Source organism: Marinobacter sp., assembly GCF_965229985.1.
Classification (GTDB): Bacteria; Pseudomonadota; Gammaproteobacteria; order Pseudomonadales; family Oleiphilaceae; genus Marinobacter.
Map to the genome: position 1 here is coordinate 3869805 of NZ_OZ245935.1, position 12949 is coordinate 3882753.

Annotated in this window: 6 protein-coding genes, 2 tRNA genes and 3 rRNA genes; all 11 read left to right on the forward strand. The window is 54.0% G+C overall.

The annotated features are described in order from the left end of the window. Positions 1–272: 272 nt before the first annotated feature. Complete coding sequence (tyrS, locus tag ACO06L_RS17710; RefSeq protein ID WP_064228569.1) at positions 273–1475, forward strand: tyrosine--tRNA ligase; 1203 nt, start codon at positions 273–275, stop codon at positions 1473–1475. A 65-nt stretch (positions 1476–1540) separates the two neighbouring features. After that, the gene (locus tag ACO06L_RS17715) at positions 1541–1747 is read left to right on the forward strand and encodes a hypothetical protein (protein WP_064228570.1); all 207 of its coding nucleotides are present in this window, start codon (positions 1541–1543) and stop codon (positions 1745–1747) included. Positions 1748–1948: 201 nt separating this feature from the next. Beyond that, a 16S ribosomal RNA gene (locus tag ACO06L_RS17720) occupies positions 1949–3488 on the forward strand. 240 nt (positions 3489–3728) lie between these two features. Further along, positions 3729–3805, forward strand: a tRNA-Ile gene (locus tag ACO06L_RS17725). A gap of 133 nt (positions 3806–3938) precedes the next feature. Next, positions 3939–4014 (forward strand) — tRNA-Ala (locus ACO06L_RS17730). Positions 4015–4336: 322 nt separating this feature from the next. Further along, positions 4337–7229, forward strand: a 23S ribosomal RNA gene (locus ACO06L_RS17735). Positions 7230–7315: 86 nt separating this feature from the next. Continuing rightward, a 5S ribosomal RNA gene (rrf, locus tag ACO06L_RS17740) occupies positions 7316–7430 on the forward strand. Together the 16S, 23S and 5S rRNA genes with 2 tRNA genes alongside form the textbook arrangement of a ribosomal RNA operon. Positions 7431–7749: 319 nt before the next feature. Then, entirely contained in the window at positions 7750–8862 is a 1113-nt protein-coding gene (locus ACO06L_RS17745; RefSeq protein ID WP_227512741.1) for a hypothetical protein, read from the forward strand. A gap of 10 nt (positions 8863–8872) precedes the next feature. Continuing rightward, complete coding sequence (locus ACO06L_RS17750) at positions 8873–9952, forward strand: hypothetical protein (protein WP_064228501.1); 1080 nt, start codon at positions 8873–8875, stop codon at positions 9950–9952. Then, a complete protein-coding gene (locus ACO06L_RS17755) occupies positions 9949–10497 on the forward strand; it encodes a hypothetical protein (RefSeq protein ID WP_202348129.1) in 549 nt (182 codons plus the stop codon). The genes ACO06L_RS17750 and ACO06L_RS17755 overlap by 4 nt, the downstream gene beginning before the upstream one ends. Positions 10498–10517: 20 nt before the next feature. Beyond that, positions 10518–12920, forward strand: a complete 2403-nt coding sequence (locus ACO06L_RS17760) for a DUF6160 family protein (protein ID WP_202348128.1) — start codon at positions 10518–10520, stop codon at positions 12918–12920. Positions 12921–12949: the final 29 nt, after the last annotated feature.

Here is a 12949-nt window from a genome sequence, read left to right on the forward strand (position 1 = left end):
GCTTGTACTACCTAATTAAAGCTGTTGTTCAAGTATAGTCCAACAGATTACCGTATAAAATGCATGCGGGACAGCGTGGAACATTACGGTTACTGTTCCATCCTCCGGATTTCTTTTGACAGCGTTGTTATAATGCGCCGCCCTGCAAACTCGGTGTTGGTCAATTTCTGGTCAGCTTACTGTAGCAGGGGGACAGGTAACTCACAGATTTCTTTTGTTGAAGTCTGTAACTGACAGAATCTTTCCAAGATCAAAGCGGGGACGTGTTGTTCATGGCATCCATTGATGAAGCGTTGGCGATAATCAAGCGAGGCGTAGACGAACTCATTCCGGAAGATGAGCTTATCGAGAAACTGAAGGAAGGTCGTCCGCTCCGGATCAAGGCGGGTTTCGATCCCACGGCGCCCGACCTTCATCTTGGGCACACGGTTCTTATTAATAAGCTTCGCCAGTTCCAGGATCTCGGTCACGAAGTGATGTTTCTGATTGGAGACTTCACCGGGATGATCGGGGATCCCACTGGCAAGAGTGCCACACGCCCTCCTTTAACGGAGCAGCAGGTTGCCGAGAACGCAGTTAGCTATAAAGAGCAGGTGTTCAAAATCCTGGATCCTGAAAAGACGCGCGTCATGTTCAATTCCGATTGGATGAACAAGATGAGCGCCGCCGATATGATCAAGCTGGCGGGGCAGTACACCGTTGCCCGCATGCTGGAGAGGGATGACTTTACCAAGCGTTACAGGGCTGAGCAGGCGATCGCGATTCACGAGTTCCTCTATCCGTTGGTTCAGGGGTATGACTCTGTTGCCATGGAGGCCGATGTTGAGCTGGGTGGGACCGACCAGAAGTTCAATCTTCTGATGGGGCGAATTCTTCAAAAGCACTACGGCCAGTCGCCCCAGGTGATTCTTACCATGCCGATTCTGGAGGGGCTCGACGGTGTTCAGAAGATGTCCAAGTCTCTGGGCAACTATGTGGGCGTGAATGACTCGCCAGGTGAGATGTATACCAAGCTGCTTTCCATGCCGGATGATCTTCTATGGCGTTACTTCGAGCTGTTGAGCTTCCGGCCGCTTGCGGAGGTGGAGGAGTTCCGTAAGGCTGTCGCCGATGGTGCCAACCCGCAGGACTATAAGAAGTTGCTGGCGGAAGAGATTATTACCCGGTTCCACGATGAGGAGGCAGCGCGCACTGCCCACAAGTCTGCCGGTAATCGCGTTGCTCTTGGCGAGATTCCTGATAATGTGCCGACTGTGGAGGTGCCACTGGAAGGGCAGTCAGAGATTCCGATGGCGTCAGTGCTTCGTCTGGCAGGTTTGGTAAAGAATGGCGCGGCAGCCAGAGACGTCCTGGGCCGTGGTGCGGTCTTTGTGGATGGTCAGAAATTCGAAGGCGATCGGATGTTTGTAGAGGGTGATGATTGTGTCATCCAGGCGGGCAAGAAGAAGATCGCCCGCGTTCTGATTACTGCGTGATCGATTTTGGGCGATTTTGAGTTTTTTTCAGAATCGCCGTTGACACCCCCAGGCAGGTCTGTAGAATGCGCATCTCTTTCGAGGGGAGCACCGCTGAGGTGGCTCAGAAATCGAAAGATAACTGTTTGAAAGCGCTGAAGAAAATGAGTTTTAAAAATCTTCAGAAAGCAGTTGACAGGCAAGCAGTTCGCTGTAGAATGCGCGCCTCGAAACAAGCAGTAAGCCGGGTCATTTTTCGGCGCTTTCCGGAAGCGGAAAACATCGAAAAATAAACGGTTGACAAGGCAGCGGAACGATGTAGAATACGCGGCCTTGATTGAGCAACAGCTCAAACGCTCTTTAAAAAGTTGACCAAGTAATTCGTGTGGGCGCTGGCCGAGGTATTTCGGATACGAAATATCAGGACAGTGACTCGTCGAAATTGAGTTTTGTCTTGAGCAAGAATAGAGAATCTTCGGATTCTTGTATGATTTAAACTGAAGAGTTTGATCATGGCTCAGATTGAACGCTGGCGGCAGGCTTAACACATGCAAGTCGGGCGGTAACAGGGGGTGCTTGCACCCCGCTGACGAGCGGCGGACGGGTGAGTAATGCATAGGAAACTGCCCAGTAGTGGGGGATAGCCCGGGGAAACCCGGATTAATACCGCGTACGCCCTTCGGGGGAAAGCAGGGGATCTTCGGACCTTGCGCTATTGGATGTGCCTATGTCGGATTAGCTAGTTGGTGGGGTAAAGGCCTACCAAGGCGACGATCCGTAGCTGGTCTGAGAGGATGATCAGCCACATCGGGACTGAGACACGGCCCGAACTCCTACGGGAGGCAGCAGTGGGGAATATTGGACAATGGGGGCAACCCTGATCCAGCCATGCCGCGTGTGTGAAGAAGGCTTTCGGGTTGTAAAGCACTTTCAGTGAGGAGGAAAACTCTGCGACTAATACTCGTAGGGCTTGACGTTACTCACAGAAGAAGCACCGGCTAACTCCGTGCCAGCAGCCGCGGTAATACGGAGGGTGCAAGCGTTAATCGGAATTACTGGGCGTAAAGCGCGCGTAGGTGGTTTGATAAGCGAGATGTGAAAGCCCCGGGCTTAACCTGGGAACGGCATTTCGAACTGTCAGGCTAGAGTATGGTAGAGGGTAGTGGAATTTCCTGTGTAGCGGTGAAATGCGTAGATATAGGAAGGAACACCAGTGGCGAAGGCGGCTACCTGGACCAATACTGACACTGAGGTGCGAAAGCGTGGGGAGCAAACAGGATTAGATACCCTGGTAGTCCACGCCGTAAACGATGTCTACTAGCCGTTGGGACTCTTGAAGTCTTAGTGGCGCAGCTAACGCACTAAGTAGACCGCCTGGGGAGTACGGCCGCAAGGTTAAAACTCAAATGAATTGACGGGGGCCCGCACAAGCGGTGGAGCATGTGGTTTAATTCGACGCAACGCGAAGAACCTTACCTGGCCTTGACATGCAGAGAACTTTCCAGAGATGGATTGGTGCCTTCGGGAACTCTGACACAGGTGCTGCATGGCCGTCGTCAGCTCGTGTCGTGAGATGTTGGGTTAAGTCCCGTAACGAGCGCAACCCCTATCCCTAGTTGCTAGCAGTTCGGCTGAGAACTCTAGGGAGACTGCCGGTGACAAACCGGAGGAAGGTGGGGATGACGTCAGGTCATCATGGCCCTTACGGCCAGGGCTACACACGTGCTACAATGGTGCGCACAGAGGGCTGCAAACCCGCGAGGGGGAGCCAATCTCACAAAACGCATCGTAGTCCGGATCGCAGTCTGCAACTCGACTGCGTGAAGTCGGAATCGCTAGTAATCGTGAATCAGAATGTCACGGTGAATACGTTCCCGGGCCTTGTACACACCGCCCGTCACACCATGGGAGTGGATTGCACCAGAAGTGGTTAGTCTAACCTTCGGGAGGACGATCACCACGGTGTGGTTCATGACTGGGGTGAAGTCGTAACAAGGTAGCCGTAGGGGAACCTGCGGCTGGATCACCTCCTTAAACGAAGCCGAATGCTTCGGTCAGAGTCCACACGAATTACTTGGTTGGCTAATAAAGAGAGCAAAAGGGTCTATGCAGGCCCGATGGCTGCGGCACTTTAAAGTGAAGCAGGCATTAGCGCTGTAGGTTGTGACAGCTGACAAGGCGCAGGCTGAGAGAGCGAGGGAGCGTACATAAGTACGTGACCGAGTGAACGAAGACTGCAACGCAGCTCAGGTGGTGCAAGATGCAGTGATAATTGGGTCTGTAGCTCAGGTGGTTAGAGCGCACCCCTGATAAGGGTGAGGTCGGTGGTTCAAGTCCACCCAGACCCACCAAAATCGCTCAGCTCGTCGTTGCTTCCAGGCTCACGTGCTACTCGCACGCTACACCTGAAAGCGCCTAGATCTGAACGATTTTCCGAGTTCGGCGAGAATGGTAGGGCGCCGAGTCGGTGAGTGGTTTCGATGAGGGGCTGTAGCTCAGTTGGGAGAGCGCCTGCCTTGCACGCAGGAGGTCAGCGGTTCGATCCCGCTCAGCTCCACCAAAAGCCTGAACGATCGATGCTTTAAACTGACTAACTCCGGTTAGTAGTGTACAGAAACGAATGTTTCACGTTGATGAAGCCTTCCTTTCTGATCACTGGGTCAGATTTGCTCTTTAACAAATTGGACGAGATAGAGCACGATTGATGGATTCCATTATCTCCGGAATTCATTGATCAGAGTGATAACGATTTCAAGCGTTATCCGGTGTTGTCGTTGAAGTGGTTGTTCTATTGCTTCAAGTGGCTGTCTCGAAACAGGGTTCTTTATCAGGCTTGCCTGGTGAGGGATGTTGAATCGTGATCAGTTGTCTTGGGGTTATATAGTCAAGCAACTAAGCGCATACGGTGGATGCCTTGGCAGTCAGAGGCGATGAAAGACGTGGAAGCCTGCGATAAGGTTCGGGGAGCTGGCAAACAAGCTGTGATCCGGGCATTTCTGAATGGGGAAACCCACCGACTTTCGGGTCGGTATCTTACACTGAATCCATAGGTGTAAGAGGCGAACCGGGGGAACTGAAACATCTAAGTACCCCGAGGAAAAGAAATCAACCGAGATTCCCTAAGTAGCGGCGAGCGAACGGGGACTAGCCCTTAAGCTAGACAACTGGTAGGAGAAGGCTCTGGAAAGTGCCGCCATAGTGGGTGATAGCCCCGTATCCGAAACCTGAGTCTGGTGAAATCGAGTAGGACGGGACACGTGATATCCTGTCTGAACATGGGGGGACCATCCTCCAAGGCTAAATACTCCTGACTGACCGATAGTGAACCAGTACCGTGAGGGAAAGGCGAAAAGAACCCCTGTGAGGGGAGTGAAATAGATCCTGAAACCGTATGCGTACAAGCAGTCGGAGCGGACTTGTTCCGTGACGGCGTACCTTTTGTATAATGGGTCAGCGACTTATGTTCAGTGGCGAGGTTAACCGTTTAGGGGAGCCGTAGGGAAACCGAGTCTGAATAGGGCGATTTAGTCGCTGGGCATAGACCCGAAACCGGGCGATCTATCCATGAGCAGGTTGAAGGTGCCGTAACAGGCACTGGAGGACCGAACCCACTGTCGTTGAAAAGCCAGGGGATGACTTGTGGATCGGAGTGAAAGGCTAATCAAGCCCGGAGATAGCTGGTTCTCCCCGAAAGCTATTTAGGTAGCGCCTCGGACGAATACCACAGGGGGTAGAGCACTGTTTCGGCTAGGGGGTCATCCCGACTTACCAACCCGATGCAAACTCCGAATACCTGTGAGTACTATCCGGGAGACACACGGCGGGTGCTAACGTCCGTCGTGAAGAGGGAAACAACCCAGACCGCCAGCTAAGGTCCCCAAGTACCAGTTAAGTGGGAAACGATGTGGGAAGGCTCAGACAGCTAGGAGGTTGGCTTAGAAGCAGCCATCCTTTAAAGAAAGCGTAATAGCTCACTAGTCGAGTCGGCCTGCGCGGAAGATGTAACGGGGCTCAAACTGGTCACCGAAGCTGCGGCTGCATACTTTGTATGCGGGGTAGGGGAGCGTTCTGTAAGCCTGCGAAGGTGTGTTGAGAAGCATGCTGGAGGTATCAGAAGTGCGAATGCTGACATGAGTAACGACAATGCGGGTGAAAAACCCGCACGCCGGAAGACCAAGGGTTCCTGCGCAACGCTAATCGGCGCAGGGTGAGTCGGCCCCTAAGGCGAGACCGAAAGGTGTAGTCGATGGGAAACGGGTTAATATTCCCGTACCTTGGATAGCTGCGATGGAGAGACGGAGAAGGCTAGGTGAGCCGGGCGACGGTTGTCCCGGTTTAAGCGAGTAGGGAGTGGACTTAGGCAAATCCGGGTCCACAATCTCGAGACGCGACGACGACTGCTCTTAGAGCGGGAAGTCATTGATGCCATGCTTCCAGGAAAATCTTCTAAGCTTCAGGCTATTCGAGACCGTACCCCAAACCGACACAGGTGGTCAGGTAGAGAATACCAAGGCGCTTGAGAGAACTCGGGTAAAGGAACTAGGCAAAATGGTGCCGTAACTTCGGGAGAAGGCACGCTGGTGGTAGGTGAGACCCCTTGCGGGTGGAGCTGACGCCAGTCGAAGATACCAGGCCCCTGCGACTGTTTATTAAAAACACAGCACTGTGCAAACACGAAAGTGGACGTATACGGTGTGACGCCTGCCCGGTGCCGGAAGGTTAATTGATGGGGTTAGCGCTTGCGCGAAGCTCTTGATCGAAGCCCCGGTAAACGGCGGCCGTAACTATAACGGTCCTAAGGTAGCGAAATTCCTTGTCGGGTAAGTTCCGACCTGCACGAATGGCGTAACGATGGGGGCGCTGTCTCTACCCGAGACTCAGTGAAATTGAAATCGCCGTGAAGATGCGGTGTATCCGCGGCTAGACGGAAAGACCCCGTGAACCTTTACTATAGCTTCACAGTGAACTTTGAGCATGTTTGTGTAGGATAGCTGGGAGGCTTTGAAGTGGGAACGCCAGTTCTCATGGAGCCAACCTTGAAATACCAGCCTGACATGTTTGAGGTTCTAACTTGGTCCCCTTATCGGGGATGAGGACACTGTGTGGTGGGTAGTTTGACTGGGGCGGTCTCCTCCCAAAGCGTAACGGAGGAGCACAAAGGTGGGCTAAGCATGGTCGGACATCATGCGGTTAGTGTAATGGCACAAGCCCGCTTAACTGCGAGACAGACACGTCGAGCAGGTACGAAAGTAGGTCATAGTGATCCGGTGGTTCTGTATGGAAGGGCCATCGCTCAACGGATAAAAGGTACTCCGGGGATAACAGGCTGATACCGCCCAAGAGTTCACATCGACGGCGGTGTTTGGCACCTCGATGTCGGCTCATCACATCCTGGGGCTGAAGCCGGTCCCAAGGGTATGGCTGTTCGCCATTTAAAGTGGTACGCGAGCTGGGTTTAGAACGTCGTGAGACAGTTCGGTCCCTATCTGCCGTGGACGTTGGAGATTTGAGGAAAGCTGCTCCTAGTACGAGAGGACCGGAGTGGACGAACCTCTGGTGTTCGGGTTGTGACGCCAGTCGCATTGCCCGGTAGCTATGTTCGGACAGGATAACCGCTGAAAGCATCTAAGCGGGAAGCCCCTTCCAAGATGAGATCTCCCTGGACCCTCGAGGTCCCTGAAGAGCCGTTCAAGACCAGGACGTTGATAGGTCGGGTGTGTAAGCGCTGCGAGGCGTTGAGCTAACCGATACTAATTGCTCGTGCGGCTTGACTATATAACACCCAAGACAATTGCGGATAACGCAGCAAAGAAATCAATATCACTCAGCTCCATCTCGTCCCCCAGTGATCAACCGTTTTGCCTGACGACCATAGCGGTCTGGAACCACCTGATCCCATCCCGAACTCAGAAGTGAAACAGACCAGCGCCGATGGTAGTGTGGCGTTGCCCATGTGAGAGTAGGTCATCGTCAGGCTCCTAATACCAGAAACCCCAGCATCCTCGATGCTGGGGTTTTTTATTGCCTGAAATTTGGCAAATGCCAAAACCATGACGCTGCGCACAGTGACAACATGTAACTGGAGTTACACTTCTGTAAAAGAACTGGCTAAAACAACATCAAAAATCCAAGCCAGCCTCAGAGACGCTCATCAGTCATCTTTAAATCAGCCGCCAACAACAAAAAGCGGCAGCGGTGAGATGTGACTATGAGTAAAATAATTCCTTCGCTTCTCCTCCTGCCTTTACTGGCCTCGGGGGTCAACGCCGAACTGCGCCCGATTTCAGATCAACAAATGTCTGAAGTCACGGGTCAGGCATTTGTCTCGGTTGACCGCCAGTATCATCCTGATGCCAACGACAATACCGCCTATACCCGGATCAATCTTGGAATGGATATCGACATCCAGACCAATGTGGATGTCCTTGAAATGGGCCGTTACGAACGGGATGGAGAGAAGCCGGGCACTTCGGATGTCTATATCGAGGATTTCGCCCTTGGCTATATAAACAACCAGGCCTACTTTGACGCTAACCCCAAAGCCCCGAAACAACGAAAGCCAGATGGCAGTACCTATGCCGAGGGTGAGATAGTCCCGTTTACTATCGAGAATCCGTTCCTGGAGTTTGCCTTCGACGAACAGACGGAAGAAGTTGTCGGTTTCCGTCTGGGCTTCGGCGAATCCATGGGTGTCCTCTCTGGCAAGATTGAAACCCTGACCGGCAATGTAAACGTGGATATCATTGATCGTGGTGAGGGGCTTTCCCAGGCAAACTCCTCCGGTAACCTATTTGATCAACTGATTGTTCTATTGACGCCTCTCCTTGAGGGTGGAAGTCCCTTATCTACCAAAGCTGAGTTGGTCTATGGCGCGGAGGGTGATCCAAACATTGGCGAGCTGGATCCCATAAGAGCCGAATACATTGGCATTCCAAATGGTGAGCGTTTCATTCTTGAGGGCGCTAGCGGTTTTACCCGATGGTCGGTAAAGAACCTGATCGGCTGGGGATCGAGCTCCCGCATTGAAGTTCCCGATTGTTCCTTTTTCAGCTGTTCCGGCGGTGACATATACGTCTATGCCCAGGACTGTCTTGTGCTGGGAATAGACTCCTGCTTCGACCTGGATATCTACAACAGCTTCCCGGTAGGCGAAGTCGGCGAGGTGAACGGCGAGCGACGTATTACAGGCCCGGTCGATGGCGCCTTTATTTCATTCCAGACCAAGGATCTGGACTGGCTGAAAGATGTAAAGAAAACAGACTTCACGCCGGAGGATTTCATCAGGGCAACATCAGGAGCGTTCTTCAATATCCCGAACGGAGCGACTGAAGTGAATCTCAATGAAGCGCTCTATGGTACCCAGCGTTACCGCACCGAATACATCGACCGCGGCAAGGGTCTGTTCTAAGGAGTTTCTTATGAAATGGTCCGCTTTCAGTCAGCTTCCCGTTTCCGCGCGCGTCCTTTTCATGATGGCGGCCGTTCTGACTGTGCCCGAGCAGGTTGAGGCAGAGCTTCAGGGCCTTTCGGAAACTGAAATGTCCGCGATTGATGGAGCCGGCATCGGCCTGGTGTTGGAGAATTTCAAATTCTCCCATGGAACGGATGAGCCGGATGCCTCCGGAGAGCAGGCACGGATTTTTCGAATCGGGGGAATCAAGAGTACAGATGGACGTGATGTCGATATTACGGTGAACCACCTTTACATCTCCGGGGCCAATAGCAACTACGGCGAGACTTTGGGGCCGGTCAATCTGGGGAGGCTTCTCAATCCCTGGCGCATTGATGTGGTGGATGGCAATGATATTGGAATCGCCAATAAGGCGGTTCTGGAGTTTGCGGCCAGTACCAAAGTTGCTGCCGGGCAGGGTTACGATTGCATGGATTCCGCCGCTGGTCCCGGAAGTGGTACCTGTTCGAGCCGCCCGGCGACGGCGGATTACATCGGAGAGCGTGCGGATGTTGGCATGCAGATGAACGTGGCGGTTGGTGACGACCGATCTGCCAATATCAACATTCACGCAAAGAGTGCTGTCATCGACGGTAGCTATCTGCGTCTCTGGGGCGACAACGATCGGCGTCAGATGGTGGGGCAGTTCAAGCTCAATTTTTATTCTCCGGAGCTTTCGATAAACGCCTGCGCCCAGGACGGCTCCAGCTGCGGCTCCCGAATTCGGATGAGCGATTTTGCGCTGGAGCTGGCGATTGGCAACCAGCTTCAGCCGGTATTCTTCGACGTTGATGGCAGTGGAAACTTTGTAGTGGAAGTGGCTGCGATCCGGCGTCCCCAGCCGGGCGAGATTGGCGCCGACGGTCTCAGGGCAAGCAGCGATGCTGAAGCCTGGGATTTCTACGAGTCCTATTACACCAATCCGGAATTCCGCAGCAACCTGAAGATCGGGAATTTCAGTGTTGGCGACCGTGATTTCGGCTCTGCCCGTGTACAGGGAATGCTTATACAGCATCTGAACATCAAAACGAGGGATCTGAGCCAATGATAGCCATCCTGCAAAGAACGTCGCTCGCTCTCTATGTTTTGCTGCTTCCACCACCGACCCTTGCGGAACTCTCCCGTCTCGGTGATGAAGCGCTTTCAGGGATCTCGGGCCAGGGGGGGATCTACCTGTCCGGCGACATCAGCATCAATGAAATGGGTGGTCCGGTTGAAAACAGCTATTTCGGACGCTGTGACGATGCCGACAAAAAGTGTGGCGCCCGCTTCGCCTACCGGTTGAAGGAAAACGGGGGATGGATGGTTCTTGATGATATCCGCGGCAATTTCGCGTTTGAGGGGCTGACACTGAGGGTACGCAAAGTTGATTCGGGGTTTGGCGGCGATGGGGAGCTGTTCAATCGGGATGTCCTGGAGCTGGGGCTGCCCAATACCGTCCGGTTTAACGATGTTCAATTCAAGATATCCGCAAGCAGCACCGCTCGCCCCACCGATCCGGGTTTTCAGCAGACCGACATATTTTCTGTAGATATGCGGGGGGAGGTTGTGATGGAAGGCAACCTGCTCGTGTTTCCGGCAGGTAATCCGTAATCATGGAGGGGGTGAGGGCTGTGAGTGCTTCAAACAGAATCAAGCCAGCTGCCTTGATAGCCAGTGGGCTGGTCTGGGTGATCATCACCCCGTCGGTGGTTGCCGACATGAAAAGCCTGGACGATTCTGCGCTGGCCAACATCAGTGGCCAGAGTGGCTTGACCATGGAGTTGGACCTTGGCCTGGCCGCCGATCGGTTATCGTACTTTGACGATGGTAACGGCATTCATCTGGAAGGGTTCCGGGTTGGTTCAGCAATCGATTCTTCAGGGCAGGCATTTCATCTGGTTCGAGTCGATATTGAGGAAGATGCGTCCCTCAACCTCGACTACCTGGTTGAGGACCGGAGAATCGAGTTCGGCGATATCCGCCTCGCCGGTGCGCCGGGAGTCAGCATGGGAAGTGTCTTCTTCGACCATTCCCTGGCGGGTTATCTGAATATCAGCCAGGGTGGCTCCGTTGGAGGCGGCGGGTATACCTTTGATTCTGCCTACACCATGACCGGTGGTCGTCTGGGATACCGCACCAACGGCAATGAAGTTTTCCTGGACGATATCACCATGAACGTGGAGGCGCTGGGGATAACGCTGGATGTGGTTGGCGACACTCTGGCCTTGAATGCGCCCAGGATTACGGGAGAGTGGGCTGTCGGTGCAATTCGTTTCAGCGGCAACCCTCTGAACCATGGAGTATCCGTCGATTCCGGCACCGGTCAGCTGCTACCCAGTTATGGCAGTCTGAGTGGAAGCTATGACCTTTCATCCAACACCAGAATTACTGCCGGCGGGCGCTCCGGTGAGGGCCTTCGAATCGATAATGAGACCGTTATTCATTCGGCCTCCTTTCTCTATAAGGATGACGGGAGGGCCCTTGCGCTTCGGGACATCACCGGCGCCTACCGCATCAATGATCTCAGGCTCGATGTGGCGACCGACTGGGAGAATCGGCCGGCACTTGCCCTGACCCTTGGCTCCATGGATGGGCAGTTCAACATCGGTGCCATTGAGATGGGCGGCAATGGACAAAGTATCGGAGAGGTGAATGTCAGCTTTCTGCTTGAGGACCAGGTGTTCAATGGCCGCAATTACTCCAATGCGATCTATCTGCAGGGGGGTGGCCACCCTGATGCCGGCCCCCAGGGCTTGCGGCTTGCGACGGAATGGAGTCTGCGCCTGGCCGATTTCAGCTATACGGAAGACGGAAACAGGGTGATCTTCAGCGGCCTGCAGTCGTGGGGGCAGGGCGATGTAACGGTCAACGTGACTCGGGATGGCGTAATCAACGGCACAGAATTCTTCGATGGTCTGCGCATCGGCTTTGAGGGCATCCGTGCGGGTTACCGGATCAATGGCCTGCGGATAGGCAGTGAAGATGCCCCCTTGCAGGGGGGCACGGAACTGCTGCTCGCGCTGGGCTTCTATCCCGCCTATGAGTTCGAGCTGGATGGCCATATGACACTTGGTGCGGGTGGTGCCTCAGGTGAGGGTATTACCATCAATTCCGATGTCCGGATTCGGGATGGCAAGGCCGCAATTATCGCAGTGCCCTATGATGAGGGTAACGGTGAGGTCCCCCAGAAGGGTCTCTGGATTACCGAGCTGGATTACGACTCCCACGTTAGGGATATGACGGTCGATGTCACTCAGGAGGGGCTTGCGATTATCAAAGGTGAAGCCTGGAGCACCATGGACATCGGCAACCTGCGGATCGGCGACAAGGAATCAGGCCGGAGTTTCGGTCGTTTCGTGGTTCAGAAATACGAGACCGGCAGCAGTATGACGGTCGTGCCCGGAGGTGCCGGTGATGTCTGTGCCGGTGGCATGGGCGATAGCCCATCGGCCTGTGCCGACTCCGGAGGCGTCTGGGAAACTCGGGGTGAGGAAGGGCTGACTGTCCGCCTGAAGCAAGTATTTGCCAAGGCCGCCGGAGAGTCCCGGAAAAACGCCCTGACGTGGGAAACCAATCGGCAAACCAATGGCGCTGGCGAAGCCATGAACGGAACGGGCACGCGTCTGGTTCTGAATGATATCCACACCAGCGACGGCGGCGACTTCGATGGTGACGGTGTCGACGACAACTCGTTTGGCGTGCGCACCGATCTCTCCGTGGATGTCTACCAGACCCGGGTCGTGAAAAAGGCAGACGGCCCGGACGCTATGGGCGTGGTTGGCAATCGGGGTGACGAGAAAATCATGGATGGCTCATCAGCGGCCGGTTACCGCTATGTCGCCAATCCGACCCTCCAGGAAACCGAAAATCGACCGCTCGGTTTTGCGGTGAAAGCGAGGAGCCAGTTCAAGGAACTCTCCATCAATAATATCGATCTGGTCCATCCGGTTGGTGGTGCACAGACTGCCGTATATGGTGTGAAAATGCAGAACTTTGATATCAAGGCGAACCTCACCGCAACACCGATTCCCTGATTTGTCGGCAGCCATTTCGCAAAGGCCGG